The organism is Bradymonas sediminis, assembly GCF_003258315.1.
GTDB classification, from domain to species: Bacteria; Myxococcota_A; Bradymonadia; order Bradymonadales; family Bradymonadaceae; genus Bradymonas; species Bradymonas sediminis.
Window position 1 is genome coordinate 1,397,849 of record NZ_CP030032.1, and the last position, 16,654, is coordinate 1,414,502.

The 16,654-nt window shown below is 61.7% G+C and carries 10 protein-coding genes; 2 read left to right on the plus strand and 8 right to left on the minus strand.

The window, feature by feature from the left end:
• Positions 1 to 124 precede the first annotated feature (124 nt).
• The 3 genes from murA to DN745_RS05200 form a co-directional block, all read right to left on the minus strand.
• Entirely contained in the window at positions 125 to 1,411 is a 1,287-nt protein-coding gene (gene murA, locus DN745_RS05190; protein ID WP_111332754.1) for a UDP-N-acetylglucosamine 1-carboxyvinyltransferase, read from the minus strand.
• A 386-nt stretch (positions 1,412 to 1,797) separates the two neighbouring features.
• Positions 1,798 to 3,627: a bifunctional metallophosphatase/5'-nucleotidase gene (locus DN745_RS05195; RefSeq protein WP_111332756.1), complete on the minus strand. Its 1,830-nt coding sequence runs from the start codon at positions 3,625 to 3,627 to the stop codon at positions 1,798 to 1,800.
• A 197-nt stretch (positions 3,628 to 3,824) separates the two neighbouring features.
• Complete coding sequence (locus DN745_RS05200) at positions 3,825 to 5,321, minus strand: carboxypeptidase M32 (protein ID WP_111332757.1); 1,497 nt, start codon at positions 5,319 to 5,321, stop codon at positions 3,825 to 3,827.
• A gap of 204 nt (positions 5,322 to 5,525) precedes the next feature.
• Here DN745_RS05200 and DN745_RS05205 point away from each other — a divergent pair, with 204 nt between their 5' ends.
• On the plus strand, positions 5,526 to 5,876 hold the full coding sequence (locus tag DN745_RS05205) for a hypothetical protein (RefSeq protein WP_111332759.1): 351 nt from the start codon (positions 5,526 to 5,528) through the stop codon (positions 5,874 to 5,876).
• Positions 5,877 to 5,891: 15 nt separating this feature from the next.
• On the opposite strand, the gene DN745_RS05210 is transcribed toward DN745_RS05205, so the two are convergent.
• From DN745_RS05210 to DN745_RS05230, 4 genes are all read right to left on the minus strand, one after another.
• Complete coding sequence (locus DN745_RS05210; RefSeq protein WP_111332761.1) at positions 5,892 to 7,286, minus strand: sigma-54-dependent transcriptional regulator; 1,395 nt, start codon at positions 7,284 to 7,286, stop codon at positions 5,892 to 5,894.
• Positions 7,287 to 7,355: 69 nt separating this feature from the next.
• Positions 7,356 to 8,528, minus strand: a complete 1,173-nt coding sequence (locus tag DN745_RS05215; protein ID WP_111332762.1) for a protoglobin domain-containing protein — start codon at positions 8,526 to 8,528, stop codon at positions 7,356 to 7,358.
• Positions 8,529 to 8,849: 321 nt separating this feature from the next.
• Positions 8,850 to 10,391 carry a hypothetical protein gene (locus DN745_RS05220; RefSeq protein WP_162687469.1) on the minus strand — a complete coding sequence of 514 codons (1,542 nt, stop codon included), beginning with the start codon at positions 10,389 to 10,391 and terminating at the stop codon, positions 8,850 to 8,852.
• A gap of 72 nt (positions 10,392 to 10,463) precedes the next feature.
• A complete protein-coding gene (locus DN745_RS05230) occupies positions 10,464 to 12,443 on the minus strand; it encodes a carboxypeptidase regulatory-like domain-containing protein (RefSeq protein WP_111332765.1) in 1,980 nt (659 codons plus the stop codon).
• A gap of 342 nt (positions 12,444 to 12,785) precedes the next feature.
• Here DN745_RS05230 and DN745_RS05235 point away from each other — a divergent pair, with 342 nt between their 5' ends.
• Entirely contained in the window at positions 12,786 to 14,876 is a 2,091-nt protein-coding gene (locus DN745_RS05235) for a hypothetical protein (protein WP_133622174.1), read from the plus strand.
• Positions 14,877 to 15,170: 294 nt separating this feature from the next.
• Here DN745_RS05235 and DN745_RS05240 read toward each other — a convergent pair whose 3' ends face one another.
• On the minus strand, positions 15,171 to 16,604 hold the full coding sequence (locus DN745_RS05240) for an FAD-dependent oxidoreductase (protein WP_111332768.1): 1,434 nt from the start codon (positions 16,602 to 16,604) through the stop codon (positions 15,171 to 15,173).
• Positions 16,605 to 16,654: the final 50 nt, after the last annotated feature.

A 16,654-nucleotide genomic window follows, 5' to 3' on the forward strand; every position in this document is an offset into this window, starting at 1 on the left:
CCACACCCGACCAGGATTGGTCCGTGGAGAAGATGGGTTGTTAAGAAAGAGCGCAAATAAAAAGGCCGAGCGATAGAATCGCTCGGCCTTTTTTATGCTTTAAAGATGCTGCTGCATCTGTCGGTTATTCGACCGGCAGGCGCTCGATCTGCGCGCCGATGGCCTTAAGCTTTTTGTCGATATTCGCATAACCGCGGTCAATCTGGCGCACGTTATAGATCGTGGACTCGCCTTTGGCGGCGAGCGCCGCGATCAACAGCGACATACCGGCGCGGATATCGGGCGACTCAAGGGTGGTGCCGTAGAGTTGGCTTGGGCCGACGACCACGACGCGGTGCGGGTCGCACAAGACGATCTCGGCGCCCATGCCGATCAGGTTATCCACGAAGAACATGCGGCCTTCGAACATCTTCTCGAAGAAGAGCATCGTGCCGTGGCATTGGGTCGCCACCGTGATCGCCACCGACATCATATCGGTGGGGAAGGCGGGCCAGGGAGCGTCGTCGATTTTCGGGATCGCGCCGTGCAGGTCGCGTTTGACCTTCAGCTCGCGGTCGCCGTGCACGATCATATCGTTGCCCTTGAGCTCGGTCTCAACGCCGAGTTTCGCAAAGACGATGCGGATCATGCGCAGGTCTTCGGGGACCACGTCCTTGATGGTGAGCTTGCTGCCGGTGACGGCGGCCAGGCCGGCGAAGCTGCCGATCTCGAGGTAATCGGGGCCGATGCGGTGCTCGCAGCCCCACAGGCTCTTGCTGCCCTTGATGCGCAGGATATTGGTGCCGATGCCGTCGATGCGCGCGCCCATTTTGACGAGCATGCGACACAGACCCTGGACATGCGGCTCGCAGGCGGCGTTGCGGATGACCGTCTCGCCCTTGGCTGCGGCGGCTGCCATCAGCGCGTTCTCGGTGCCGGTGACCGAGGCCTCGTCGAGGAAGATCTCGGTGCCGACCAGCCCGTCGGTCTCGAAGATATAGGCTTTCTCGCCGACTTCGATATGGGTGCCGAGCGCTTCGAGCGCCAGGAAGTGAGAGTCGAGTCGACGCCGGCCGATGACGTCGCCGCCGGGGGGCGGCAATTCGCAGCGACCGGTGCGACCGAGCATCGAGCCCGCGAAGAGGATCGAGGCGCGGATGCGCTGGCATAACTCGCGGTCGAGATCGGTCTTATTGACCTGTCCAGCCTGAACTTTGACGACGTCGTCAGCCAGCCATTCGAAGGTGCCGCCGAGGTCGGCGATGACCTCGAGCATGACCTCGACGTCGGCGATGCGGGGGATGTTGTGGAAGGTCACCGGCTCATCGGTGAGGACCGCAGCCGCCAGGCACGGAAGCGCCTCGTTCTTGCTGCCGCCGGGGGTGACTGAACCGCTGAGCTGGTGGGCTCCCTGAATGACAAATTTTTCCATGACTCACTTCAATGCAAAAGTTCTTTGATAACGATGGGATAAGGACCATCCCCACCCGCAAGATGGCGACCTTTTAGCACGCCGGAGCGTGAACGAACAATGCGGCTTCGCCCGCGCCAGATACTAGCGGTTGGCGTGGGTATTCTGAAGCATGATTTCGGCTGGAAATCGACTTCGCGAAATGACGAAAAACAGGGTGGGTTAGCGCGTCCTTCGCCCCTTCGTTGCGATGAGACGCGTGTTATATCGGTTTGGTGGGGGCGATTATTCCGGTCATTTATATAAAAAAATGGGGGCCACCGGGTGGCCCCCATTATCGCTGCGCTACCTATGTCCGAAGGGGCGATAGGCGGAGGATTTCCGGCCTATTCTTGCGCTGCGTTAGCTCAGGGATCGAGGCGCGTGATGCGCACGTCGTCGGGCCGGGCGATCGGCGAGTGCAGGCGCAGGTATTGGGCGAACATCTCGACCTCTGCGGGGCCCTGCACGCGGTTGGTGCCCTCGGAAAGAACCGCCAAAAAGTCGCCGCCCTCTGCCATATAGCTGTTGACGGTGACGCGATAATTCGCGCTCGGGTCGATGGTCACGCCGTTGAGCTTGATGCTGGCCGGGTCCACGTGGTTTCCGACCGTGGTGTTGAGCGTATAGGAGTAGGTGAATCCGCTGGAAACCTGGACGATCGAGTATTCGGTGGCGCTGAATTGCTGCTCAAGAAGTTGGTGAATCTGGGCGCCGGTCAGGGTCATGGTCACCAGGGTGTTGCCGAAGGGCAGCACGTCGAAGACCTGCGAGTAGGTGATCTCACCGGGATTCTCGGGGGTCGCGCCGGGGCTGGTCAGGTTGGCGCGGATGCCGCCGGCGTTGGCCATCGCGATCTGGGCGCTGTCCTCTCCGGTCTCGCTGGTGGCCCACAGGTGGCTGTCGGCGATGAGGCGGCCCAGGGGGGATTCGCCGGCGTCATTATAGTCGCGTCGGATGCTCTTGTTGATCTCGGCGACCACCGGGTCGGCTTCGGCGGCCAGCGTGGCGAGGTCGGTGACGAAGGTAGTGAGGTCCGTGTTCGGGCTGAGGGTGTCGTTTCGCACGACGTGGTTGACCGCGGTCTTCTCGGTGATGTCGCCGCTGGCCGAGTCGATGACCAGGTCAACTTCGGTCAGCACGCGGCCGTAGGAGAACGCGCTGGTGACCAGGCGGCCTTCGATATCGCAGATATAGGTGCGGTGGGTGTGTCCGCTGATGAAGACGTCGACGGCGTCGCTCGAGTTGCGCACGATGTCGACGATCGGTCCCTGCACGTCGCCGCAGTCGCTGACGCTGGTCTGCGGAGTGGTCGCGTGGCCGCCCTCGTGGATGAGCACGACGATGGCCTCAATTCCCTGGGCCTGAAGCTTGGCGACCTCGCGGTCGATTGTCTCGACTTCGTCGTCGAAGGTCAGCCCGGCGGTGGCGCTGGGGCGCGTGATGCGGCCGGTGCCTTCGAGGGTGAGGCCGATGAATCCGACCTTCACGCCCTCATAGGTTTTGACCACGGTCGACGGCAGCAGGGTGTCACCGCTCTCGGTCATGACGTTGGCGGCGAGGATCGGGAACTCAGCCCCGTCGAAGGACTCGGTCCAATCGCATCCATCGGCGTGGCAGCCGCCATTTTGTAGGCGAAGAAGCTCTTCCCAGCCGGCGTCGAATTCGTGGTTGCCCACCGCGGTGACCTCCAGGCCGAGCATATTCAGCGCCACGATCGTCGGTTCGTCGTGGTACATCGCCGACATCATCGGCGTCGCGCCCACGATATCGCCGGCCGACACCAGGATGCTATTGTCGGCGTCCTGGGTAAGCTCGTCGGCCCAGGCCTTCAGGTAGGCGATGCCGCCGGCGTCATGGGTCTCCGTGCCGTCAGTAATGCGGCCGGCAGGTGCTTCCAGGCGGCCGTGAAGGTCGTTGAACGCGATGACTTTTAGGGAGATGGGATCGCCGGTCTGCTGCGTGGTGTCCGCTTCGGCGTCCGAATCGGCGTCTGCACCCGCATCGGGCTCGGTCGCGTCGGCGTCGCCATCCGTGGAATCCGGCGTCTCGGTGACGTCCGAGGTCGTCGCGTCCGCTTGAACGCCCGTGTCCTTCTCGGAGTTGTCCGAGCCCGAGTCCGAGCACGCGCCGATGAAGGCCAGTGACGCGATGAGAAAAATTAGATGGTGTCGCGAAAAGATCGATGAGTACTTCATAATGAGCTCATTTTAGAAAAACAGAACGAACAATGCTGAACGGTTTTAATTTGTAGGGACAACGAGAAAGCGTTGGTTTTCTGGGCACTTCAGGTGGTTCTTCTATTCGCTATGACTCCTAATGAGAGGGCCGAGCGATTGTCAAGTTCTTGCTGACAATGCTCGGCCCTTTTGCCGCTAAAACTCTGCGCGCGCGATCATTTGCTGGGCAAATAACGCTGACGAAGATGCGCCTTGAAGACCTCGACGTCGAGCGCCTTGCCGGTGGCTTCCTTCACCAACTCGACCGTGCTCTTGCTCGACGCCTTGGCGTGGATATTGTCGCGCAGCCAGGTGCGCAGCGGGGCGAAGTCGCCGGTTTTGACGCCCGGGACGATCGTGGGGTCTTGCTCGCGGGCGGCGGCGTAGAGCTGGGCGGCGGTCATCGCGCCCAGGGTATAGGTGGGGAAATACCCGAAGGCGCCGCTCATCCAGTGGACGTCCTGCATGCAGCCGTCGCGGTCGCTGTCCGGGGTGATGCCGACTAATTCCTTCATGCCGGTGTTCCACGCCTGCGGCAGGTCTTCGACGCTGAGCTCACCACCGATGAGTTTGCGCTCGAGCTGGTAGCGAAGGATCACGTGGGCCGGGTAGGTGACTTCGTCGGCGTCAATGCGGATCAGGCTTCGCTCGACGCGGGTCGACAGGGCGAAGATATTCTCGACCGACCACTCGGCTGAGTCGCTGCCCGGGGCAAAGGCCTCGCGCATCATCGGGGCGGCATATTCCAAAAAGTCGCGGCTGCGGCAGACCTGCATCTCCATGAGCAGTGATTGGCTCTCGTGGATGCTCATGCCCCGGGCCCTTCCGACCGGTTGGTATCGCCACTCGGTGGGCAGTCCCATGCTATAGAGGGCGTGGCCGGTCTCGTGGATGGTGCCCATGATGGAGCGGGCGAAGTCCTGCTCGTCGTAGTTGGTGGTCAGGCGCACGTCGTCGGTGGTGCCGCCGCAAAATGCGTGGGCGCTGGTGTCCAGGCGGCCGTGGTTGAAGTCGAAGCCGAGGGTCTTCATCAGGGAGTGCGACAGTTCGCGCTGCGCCGCCTCGGGGAATGGTCCCTGGGGTTGAATCGGCGCCGGAGCGCTCGCCTGGTGGGCGAGGACTTCGTCGATGAAGCCGGGCAAAAACGCGACGAGCTCTTCGAAGATGGGGTCGATGGTCGCGGCGCTCATGCCGGGGTCGAATTGGTCGAGCAGGGCGTCGTAGGCCGAGCACCCGAGCGCCTCGCCCTTGGCGACGGCGCCCTCGCGGATCAGGTCGATTTGGCGCTTGAGATACGGGGCGAGTTTGGCGAAGTCATCCTCGGCGCGCGCCTGCATCCATACGGTTTCGCATTCGGAGACCGCGCGGCTGGTGGCCTCAACGAGGTCGGAGGGCAGCGCGTTTGCGTGGACCCAGTCGCGGCGCATCTCGCCAAGGTTTGCTTGTTGCCACTCGCTCAACTCGATGTCGGCCGCCTGCTCCAAGAGGTCTGCGAGCGCGGGGTCGGTCAGCCCTTCGTGGGCCAGCACGGAGAGCGTGGCGATCTGCTCGGCGCGCCCGGCGGCGCCGCCCTCGGGCATCATCGTCGCGCGGTCCCATCCGAGCACGCCAATTGCCTCTTCGATCTTGGACAGGCGCTCGAAACGTTTTTCTAATTGCTTATAGGCGTTCATGGGGATTCCTCGCAGGTAGGCGATGAATGAAAATAAAACTCGGCGCATTCAAGCCGAGCGGGGCGCCCGTCGTCAACTAAAAAACGAGCGCTGGCTTGACGTAAAACCCGCGTTTCCCTGCCCAGACCCAAAGGTGTTATGTAAGACGCCGATGGTTCGGCCGCGGATCATGCGATTCGACCCTTCGCTCACTAAGGAGAAATGATGAGTCTTAAACAATTTTCATCCTGGTTTCCGCTCGACGCAGATGGCGTCGCGGCGCACGCGCCCGAAGGGGCAGCCGCGCTGCAGGTTCGGGTGGCTGAGGGGTTGATCGAATACGCGTCGGGGCAGGCGAGCGCGATGGTATTTTATTGCTACGCCAGCGACAACGCCCGTGAAACGCTGCAAAAACTCTTCGCCGACGAGCTCGCCGAACCCGGCGCGCGCGGGCACGGTGAATTGTGGTTTCGCTATATCCAGGGCGATGAGGTGCTCGAAACCTTAAAGCGTCGGATGCACAAATTTCAGAGCAATTTCGGCGAGTTTCCGCTCTTTAATCAGCCCGACAAATAGGGCGCGCGGCCGGGTTTAATCTCGATATTCCTTGAGCTTATATTGCACTTTTCGCACGCTGATCCCCAGGATTCTAGAGGTCTCCGCGGAGTTGCCGCCGGTGGCCTCGTAGGTCTCTAAGATGGCGTAGCGCTCGATATCCTCCAGCGTGGAGCCGGGGATGCGGATTTCGTCGTTGGGCACGAAATGTTGTTGGCCGAAGTTATCGGAGAGTTGGCTTGACTCGATGCGCGACCCGGTCGCCAGCACGACCGCGCGCTCCACAGTATTTTCTAGTTCACGCACATTCCCCGGCCAGTCATATTGGCAGATTGTGGCGAGCACTTCGGGGCTTATCTCTTTGATATCTTTGCCGTTTCGACGGGCGTGCTTGGCGACCAGGTGGCTCGCCAGCGGGGCGATATCACTGCGGCGCACGCGTAGCGGCGGCGTGTTCAGGTGGATGACGTTGAGGCGGTAATAGAGGTCTTCGCGGAAGCGTCCGCTGCGGACCTCGGCCTCCAGGTCGCGGTTGGTCGCCGCGATGATGCGCACGTCCACCGAGATGGTCTGATTGCCGCCGACCCGCTCAAACTCGCGCTCCTGCAAAAACCTCAACAGCTTGACCTGAATCGACTGTGAGATCTCGCCGATCTCATCGAGGAAGAGCGTGCCGCCGTTGGCCTCTTCGAAGCGGCCTTTGCGTTGATTGGCGGCGCCGGTGAACGCGCCCTTTTCATGGCCGAAGAGCTCGCTCTCGAGCAGGGTTTCGGCCAGGGCCGAACAGTGCAGGCGCACGAAGGGCTTGTCGGCGCGGTCGCTTCGCTCATGCACCAGTCGCGCGACCAACTCCTTGCCGGTCCCCGACTCGCCGGTGATCAGCACGGTGGCGCGCGAGGTGGCGACCTGGTCGATCATCGACTTTAGCTTTTGCATCGGCATGCTATTGCCGATCATCTGAGTCTTCGTGGTCTCGCCGGCGCTGCCCTGGCGCAGTCGGTCGAGCTCGGTGCGCAGTTGCGTGCGCTCCATGGCGCGCGCGATGACCAGCTCAACCTCGTCGAAATTCAGCGGCTTGCTCAGATAATCTTCGGCGCCGCTTTTCATGGCTTTGACGGCGTTCTCGACGCTGCCGAAGGCGGTCATCACCACGCAGGTGAGCTTTGGGAATTCGACGCGCGCCTTTTTGATGAGCTCGAGCCCGTCCATTACCGGCATGCGCAGATCGGTCACCAGCAGGTCACACTCCCACTCGCGCAGCACGCCCAGGGCTTTGAAGCCGTCGGGTGCGTTGCGCACCTCATAGCCGTCCTCTTCGAGCAGGGTGCTGAGCGCCTCGCGCGCGTGCACCTCATCATCGACGATGAGGATACGTCCGCGGCTGGCGGCGTAGTGGGCGGGCGGAAATTTTTGAGCGCTGAGATTTTGCATCTGCGGTCCAGAAATTTTGAGTTAACTTAAAATCTAGTGTCGGGCGTGTTTGGGTCTCTATCGTTCGGGCTATTCGCCGAACTCGGGGCGCGGCAAAAAGACGGTGAATTTGGTGCCGCGGCCGGGTTGGGAGGTCACGTCAATCGAGCCGCCATGGGCGTCGATGATCTTCTTAATGATTGGCAGGCCCATGCCGGTGCCGGTGGCTTTGGTCGTAAAGAACAGGTCGAAGACCCGGAATTTAAGCCCCGGCGCCATGCCCTCGCCGAAGTCTTGAAAGGTCAGCCGGGTGCCGTAGTCGGCGTTGTCTGCGGTGATGATGATTTGGCCGGCGTTGTCCATGGCCTCGACGGCGTTGGTCAAAAAGTTCACGAAGACCTGGCGGATGCGGTCGAGATCGCACCACATGCGCGCGTCGCCGGTGAGGTGGGTCTCAACCGCGATATTCGAGGCCTGCAGGCTGGGACCGTGGACCCGCTTGATCTCGTCGAGCAGCATGGCGGCGTCGTGCCAGGCCGGGGTGATCTCGACCGGCTTGGCGAAGTCCATGATATCATTAGTCAATGTGTGGATGCGCCCGAGCTCGGAGCGCAGGGTCTCGGCGATCGGTAAGATGCGCTCCTCGGCGTCCTCGACCACGCTGCTAATGTCGCGGATGCGCCGCTCCAGGAGGGTCAGTTGCAGCCCCATTGTGTTGAGAGGATTGCGGATCTCATGAGCGAGCCCGGTCGCCAGCGCCGAGGGAATCTCGAGCTTCATATGCATCAATTTATCCCAATAGGCCTGGGTTATGATGGTAAGCTCGAGGTCAAGGATGCGCTCGACGCTCTCGATGCATTCGATGCTTGTGGACCCAACCTCTTCTTCGATGCGCGTTTTCTGCTCCGAGATCGCGCGGATCAGGTCGATGCGGATGATATTCATCGCCCCGAACATAAATTGCGGCTGAAGCCCGACCTCGACGTGAACGCGGCCTACGTGTTGGCGCGCGCGGAAAAACGCGTCGTCGTAGGTGCCCGAGAAGAGGTCGGTGAGCCATCGGTGCAGGCTCTTTCGAAGCCGCTCGATTTGGTCGGGTCCGGTGAAGATATCGCGCGTTCGCTGGTTTTCGTTGAGCGCGCGATAGAAATGCTTAACGATCGCCTCAAAATGCGGCCCCAGCAGGGGGTGCAGTTTTTGCAGGCGAGCGGCGTCGCTGTCGCTGAAGCCAATATAATCTTTGATTTCTTTAAAAAAATACATGAAATCGGCCTCAAGCCTATCTCGAAGTTATGATTTAGGATGTCGTTACGCCCTGCGCGCAAATATTTGAGAGGGCAGGGGGCTACTAAGCAAAAACTGCGCCGATTTTTCGCCGGCTATCTCGATTTCTTTTCTACCGCCCGCATCCGGGCTGATACCGTGCTTTCAGCCGGTGCCAGCGGGTTATTCGCGATATATAAAAAGCATAAAAATATCCGCCGCGCCTCATTCTCGAGATAGAACAAAGAAGCGCGGCGAATTATTTGCGCGAATATGATGTGGTGTGCAAATTTTGCGCGCCGGCTCCCGCCACACCTTGGTTTACGGCAGCGGAATGCTGACCACGTCGCGGCGCCCCGGGTGCTCGGCGCCCGTCCAGATGCGGTTGGCGTCGCGCTGAAGATAGATATCCTCGGCGCCGTAGACCCATTTCACCGACGTATTCGATTGGCCGGGTCTGCCCTTATAGAGCCGGCCATTGCTGCCATCCTGGCTCGACGAGGACACATAATAATAGCCGTTGGCGCGAATGGCGCCCTGGGCGCGGGTTTGGCCGATGATAGCGGCGTTCGACGCGCGGGTGGTGCCGCCGCGCTCTTCGAGAAGATGCGTCGCGGGGTCGAGGGGCCACACGACCAACTTTTTACTGTGGTCGCTTGAGTCATAGCCGCCGTTGACCAGCGCCGGCGGGTTGGAGGTGCGGTCGAGGCCGAGGAAAGAGAACTTCGCCTTGCAGGAGCCGGACTTCCAGCGATAGCGCGCGATGCGCGGCACCGCGAATCGGTAGCCGTGCGCATAACTCTCGCCCCCATGGATGCCGACCTTGTCGCTGTCGTATTTGGTGGGGCTAAAGATGCGGCTGAGGTCATAGACCCGGAAGCCCTGGGAGGTGTCTGCGACGAAGAGATAGTCGCCATACCAGACGATGCCGCCGGCGTGCAGCGCGTTGCCGCTATCGTAGGCCGCCTCGCGGTAGGTCGGCTTGCCGCTGGAGTCTTCGATGGGGTCGACGAGCAGCAGCAGCCGGTATTTGATATTGCTGGGATCGGTGATGTCGGCCAACGCCAGGCGCGCGCCCTTGGTCGGGCGGGCGGTGGTCTTGTGGTACCAGGCGTTCATGACGAAGCGTCGGCCGTTGACCTTTCCATCGGCCTGCGCGTCGCTGGAGCCGGTGATGCCCTGGGGGTACCAATAAGTGACATTATCGTCGCCGGTATTCCAGCGAAATCCCTTCGGGTTCAGCCCGCTCAGGCGCGTGTTCGTGGCGCTGGACAGACCGCTTCGCCCGTCGCGATTGAGGTTGTCTGTGACATAATTAAAGCTGCGCGGGGTGCCGAGTGATTCGCTCTGAAGGCGGGTCAGCAGCCGGTCAGCGAGGGCTTTGCCCTCGCTGATAGGGCGCTGCAAGGCGAGCTCAAAGGCGCAGGCGTCGATGTCGCGCATGGAGCCAAGTGAGGTCGAGACGTCGACCTCGTTGCACGAGACTGCGGAACAATTCCAGCTCGGCGGCTCGGGCTCCTCGGGCTCGGTGATATCGGGCTCTGGTTCGGAGACATCCGGCTCCACCGGGTCTGGCTCGGTGGCGTCGGGCTCCTCTGGGGTCGCCGTGTCTGGTGGGGTGGTCGCGTCCGGCGTTTCAGTGATGTCTGCGACGTCGGGTTGATGCGCGTCCGGTGGCTCCTCGATGCCGTCGCGAATCGAGCCGACATCCTCGGCCGAGTTTGCATCATCGCCTGACAGAACGTCTTCGGCTCCGCTGTCCTTTATGTCCGACCAGGACGTTGCCTCTCCGGGGTCACAGGCGCCGAGCGCGGCCACTACAAAGAGCAAGAGTACAAAGAGTTGCGTGCGCGAAGATATCATCGTTAGACCTACTTCGAGGTGTCACAAATTATTGGAAGAAATAGGTTTCCTAGTCGGATTTGAGAGAAATTACTACTTTACAATAACTTGTCCCCGCTCAATCTCAAGCGTGATGCGCCCCTCACCGTGGCGCTCGACCTGGAGCTCGACCGGCACGCCTCGCTGGCCGCGAATCCTCTCGACCACATGCGAGAGCGCCAGATCATCGACGTCGGTCCCGTCGACGCCGAGGATAAAGTCGTTCTCTTTGAGCCCGAATTGGCTCGCCGGGTGTCCTTCAAAGACCTTCTGAACGCGCACGCCGCCCTCATGTTTGCTGAGCATTGCGCCGATCCCCTCAAAGCGCATTCGCTCGCCGGGCTGCTGGGTCGCCATGGTGATATCGCGGGTGGTCTCGCGATTCTGCGTGACGTCCAATCCCGAGGAGACGGTGGTCACGAATCCTTTTTTGGTGACCCGAAGGCTTCGGCGCCCCGGCGCGACGCCTTCGATGCGGAAGCGACCGTCCTGATCGGTGCGCGTCGCGTTGGCCGAAAATGGCGAGCCGGGCTCGAAGACCGCGACATGCGCGCCGGCGATGGGGTTGCCGGTCCTCTCGTCGCGTACGGTTCCGGCGACGCGCCCGGCCTGCCCGAGCTGAATGACCACGCCCGAGGCCACGCTTCCGGCGCGCGTCACAATCATCTCAGAGGTGCCGGGGGCGAAGTCCGGGCTCTCCACGCTGAGCCAATATTTGCCGGGGCGAAGTCGCGGAAGATGAAATTGACCGGTTGAATCGTTGACCCGTTCAATGCCGACTTCGCGCATATTATAGGCGATGGGCCCCTCGCTCTCGAAATTGCTCACGCCCACGCTAAACGATTGCACGGGGCGACCGTCCGGTCCGACAACGCGCCCGCGAATCCCGCCGGGCGCGCCGAGCTCGAAGTCATTGGAAACGCCGCGGCGCACACTCTGCGGTTTGGAATCGGCGTGCTGCGGCGAAATGGCGGTGGCGACATAATTCGGCTCGGGCGGGTCTGCCCATTGAAATTGCCCGTCCTGGTTGGTGCGAACGCGTCTTTGCCAGGCTCTTGGGTGCGACTCCTCGGCCGGGCCGCCGAAGGGATTGAAGACCACATAGGCCCCGGCCACCGGTGCACCGGTATGATCGAGGACGCGCCCGAAGATCCCATCGCCGGGCTCCATCACCATATCGTGTCGGCTCGTTTTACCCACCACGGCTTCGATCTCTTCGACTCGAGTGTTGCGAAATCCGGGCGAAATGGCCTCCAGTGAGTAGACGCCGGCGGGGATATTTCGGAAGAAAAAACGCCCGGTTTTATCGGCCTGGCTGCGCCGGCTGATGCGCTGTTGCCCGGGTCGCGCGGACTCGGAGCGAAGCACAATTTCTGCGCCAATCGCTTCGCCCTGGGTATCGACGACCTCGCCGATAAGCGTCGCGCTCGGGGCGAGGTCGATGACGACCGGGCCGAGGTTCTCGCCGGGCTCGACGAAGAGGTGACGGCTCTCGGCGAGGGCGTAGTCCTCGGCCTCGATCAGCAATTGGAGGCGCCCCGGGGCGAGGTCTCGAAGTTCGAAATTTCCGTTGGTGTCGCTGGTCGCGGCGGCGTCGACGACATAGGGCTCGATCGGGTCGGCGAGTCCCTGGGCGGATTGATAATAGATGCCGACCGTGGCGTTTGGCACCGGTCGACCGGAGGCGACGACGCGTCCCCGAATGGTCCCAACCCTTTGTAATATAAGGCGAAGGTCGCGGATCGAGGCCGCGTCACTTCCCGCTGCGAGCGTGACCTCGACGCTGCGAAGACCGGGCGGGCCGCCGGCGACAAATCCGTCGGCGGTCGCGCCAATTTTATAGGTCCCAGGCTTGAGGTCATCGAAGCGAAAGCTGCCGTCTTCAGCGGTCTTGACGCGCCCAGCATCGCCTGCTTCCACCTGCCCGCCGACGATGGGTTGCCCCGCGGAGTCGACAAGGAATCCGTGAATCGACGGAGTGTCTTTGGCCTGGACGCGCGGCGCATCGACCGGTTCGTCGCTGGATGAAAACATCCACCATCCCAACCCCAAAATAATCGCGACGGCTGCCAACACTGCTACACTGAGAATACTTCGCTTCAACCTAATACCTTGATTCGTTTTGAGAGGATGTCGCTAAATCATCGGCTCTACGCGCCCTATGCGACGCTCGATATAACGTAGCGTCGATGTGCTTCTATTGCCACGAACCCCAACGCATGGCTATCGGCGCGGAGTCCGTCGACGCATCCAGAATCAACGACGCTGCTGGGTCGGGCGCAACCGCAGATATCGTGATTCCTTTCTGGGCGCGATTCTGGCATGATCGCAGTCGATCTCTTATTACGAAATTTATATCTATCTGAGGTATAGCAAATGAAACTTGCTGCGCAATTGCGATGGAATATTCGACGTCCACTTTTGATCGGTTGCCTGCTCGTGGGCCTGGCGGCTGCGGGTTGCTCTGACGACGAGGACAACTCGGCCGGTACCAATAATACCCAGGCCGACGCGGGCTCGGACGCCACGGGCGCCGATGGGGCAGGCGAAGACGGAAGCGATGGCGACGTCGGCGAGGGGTCCGGTTTTGTGCAGACGAATTGCGACGAACTTCAGCCCGCGCATTGCTCGCTTCCCTGGCCGTCGAATCAATTCCTAAAGCCCGACGAGGCGCGGGCGACTGGTTTTACCCTGAGCTTCGGCGCGGAGACGTTGCCCGCCTCGCGCCGCGGAACCCTGACCGAGCCTGATAATTGGCGCCGCCTCGATGGTTACGGCCTTGGCACCCCGCTGCTGATTCACTTCGAGGACCTCGACATCTCGCAGATGGCCACCGAAGTGGCGATCGCGGATTCGCTTAAAGAAGACGCGCCCGTCGTATGGCTTGAGGTCGACGGAGATGGCACGGTGTTGCGAAAGATTCCGTATTTTGTCGAATTCGACACCCGCGCTCAGGTTCAAGACGAGGCCGACCGGCTGACGTTTATTCGCCCGGGCGTCATCCTCAACGAGGGGATGCGCTATGTGGTGGCGCTTCGGGGGCTAAAGGACACCTCCGGCGCGGCGATTGAGCCGAGTGAGGCCTTCGTGAAGCTTCGCGACGGCGACACCGACGCGGACGCGGTGCTCAAATCACGCCAGGAGCGTTTCGACGATATCTTCGCGGTCCTCGCCTCCGAAGGCATCGAGAAGCAAGACCTGACGCTGGCCTGGGACTTCGTGACCGCGAGCAGCGACGCTCTGCACGGCTCGATGCTCTCGATTCGCGAGCAGGGATTTGAGCTCGCCGGCGAGCAGGGCCCCGAGCTGGTCATCAAAAATGTGAAAGAGAATAGTGAGACCGAGCACGACCATTGGTGGCTGGAGATCACCGGCACCTTCGACTCACCGCGATTTATGAAAGATGCGCTGATCGGCAGCGTGCCGGGCGCTATCTTCAATTTCGACGAGGATGGCAACCACGCCCCGAACGGCGTGCATACCCAGGATTTCTGGCTCTATATTCCTCACAGCGCCCGCGACGCGAGCCCGCACGGCCTGATTCAATACGGCCATGGTTTGCTCGGCAAGGGGAGCCAAACCGGCGGTAGCCATAACGGCAAGATCGCCAACGACCATAAATTCATCTTCTTCGGCACGAGCCTGGCGGGCATGTCCGATGAGGACGTCCCGCGAGCGGCCAACGCGCTGAGCAATATGAACGCGTTCTCCTACCTCGCCGACCGTCTGCACCAGGGCATCCTGGAATTCTTGCTCCTCGCCCGGTCGATGCGCGAGCGTCTGCCCACGCTTCCGGAGATCACCGACAAAGGCATCGTCGTGAACGCCGACGAACTCTACTATTCCGGCATTTCGCAGGGCGGCATCTTCGGCGGCACCTATATGGCGCTGTCGACCGACATCACCGAGGGACACCTTGGCGTCCCCGGCAATAACTACTCAACGCTGCTGCACCGCTCCGTTGACTTCAACGGGTACGCAGAGGTGATGAATAACGCCTACCCGAATCCCGCCGATCAGGTCGTCGGCTTGCAGGCCTATCAATTGCTGTGGAACCAGACCGACCCGGTGAGCTATTTGCGCCATATCAGCGACGAACCTTTCGAGGGAATGCCGTCGCATAACGCGCTCTTTGTGCCCGCCAAGGGCGACTATCAGGTGTCCGTCATGACCAATGAGTTCGCCGCTCGCAGCGATATCGGCATCAAATTGATGGAGCATTACGGCCACGACGTCGACCTTGTTGAGGCGCAGCCCTATCCCTACACCGGCTCGGGCGTGGTCCTGTATGACTTCGGCAACGCCTGGCCCGAACCGGGCAATGTCCCGCCGGCCGAAGAAGACGGGCTGGGCGACCCCCACGGCAAACCGCGTCGCGTCGACGCGCATAACGAGCAGATGATCCACTTCTTCCGCAGCGGCGGCGAGATCATCGACGTATGCAACGGCGCTCCGTGTGAGTTCTAAGCGGGTCGGGCCGGCCCTGGCGCCGGCCTGATTTTGCGATTCGATAAAAGGGTACGCCTATGGGCGTGCCCTTTTTTGTGGTGCGCGGCACACCGACCGAACGCCGTCCCACCATGCGTAGCATGGGCCTTGTAGCCGCGCGGTGACCGAACGCCGTCCCACCATGCGTAGCATGGGCCTTGTAGCCGCGCGGTGACCGAAGCGAAGCGTAGGGAGCCCGCGGACGGGCAACGCGCACGGGCAACGCGCACGGGCAACGCGCACGGGCAACGCGCACGGGCAAACAAACAAAAATCAAAAATCCAACGCGATCCCAAAGCGCTCATAATACGGCAAAAGTTTGGCCTCGATGAGGTCGCGGGCCTGCCGCATGTCGGCCTGTGCGGCGTCCTCAATCCCCTCACATAACTCGCGAAGAATCGCCTGCTGGAGCTCGCCGATTTCGAAGGCGCGCCGGTAGGGGAGCGCGCTATACATCACCACCGCGTAGCGGGAGCGATAGATGTCGGGCATCTCGTTTTCGATGCGATGCTCGACCTTTTTTTGAAGAAGGAAGTTCGGGTCGCCGACCTTCGCGCGCATCTCCACAAAATTATCGAGGGCCATCTCGGCGATGGCGTCGGCGTTGGGTTTTCGCAGCGCTGAGAACTGAGCGAAGATGGCGGCGAGGCGGTCTTCTGGGGGGGCGTTATTGTGGGCAAATTGCTCGAAGAGGTCGTCGAGGACGAGGCAATCTTCGAAGCCGCAGTTGAGCCCCTGGCCAAAGAACGGAACGATGCCATGGGCGGCGTCGCCCACGAGCAGGGCGCGCGCGTCGAGGTGGTAGGGGGCGCAGCGGACGGTGCCGAGTGTGCCAGTGGGGTTGGCGAGGAACGCGTCGACAAAGTCGTCGGAGAGCAGGCGAACCGAGTCGGGGTATTGGCCCTCAAAGAAGGCGCGAACGCTCGCGGGGGTGTCGAGCTCGGCGAAGCTGTTTTTGCCGTCGAGCGGCAGATAGGCGGTGCCGGTAAAGCTGCCGTCGAGGTTGGCCAGGCCCATGAGGAAGTGGTCGCCGCGCGGCCAAATATGCAGGGCGTGGTCGGCCATGGCGGCGGTGTCCGTCGAGGAGGAGGGCGCCGGAAAATAGAGCTCCTTATAGCCGAAGTTGAGCTTGTCGACGGTTGCCTCGGCGTGGCCCTGGGCGACCAGGGCGTGGCGAATCGCCGACGGCGAACCATCCGCGCCAAAGATAACGCCCGCGGCTCGCCGGGTGTGTTCGCCGCTGACCGCGTCTTTGAGTTCGACCTGGCCGGACTCGAAATCCGCGTCGATGCAGATTTGATTGAAGTGAATCGCGACGCCGGCGGCTTCGGCGGCGTCGAGCAACGAGGCGTTGAGCCGGGTGCGTGACACCGAATAATTACACTCCGAATCGTCCTTTCCGTAGGGCTGATAGGCCAACTTCGATTCGAGGGAGTGCATCATGCGCCCGAGGACCGGGACGGTGAGGCTGAGTATCTCGTCGCGAAGTCCCAGGCGCCCAAGGATGCGCAGGCCGCGCTCGGTCAGCACGAGGTTGATGGAGCGGCCGCCGGCCGGGTCTTCGTGACGGATATCGGGGCGACGCTCATAGAGCGTGACCTGGTGGCCGCGGCGCGCCAGCACAAGGGCGAGCACGCAGCCGACGGGGCCGGCGCCGATGACGGTGGATTCGACCTTGTCGGAGTCCAAAATGCCGTTCTTAGTCATGGGTTTATCGTTGCTTATGAAGTCGCGTTAGGCGGGGTTTTGGGCGCGTG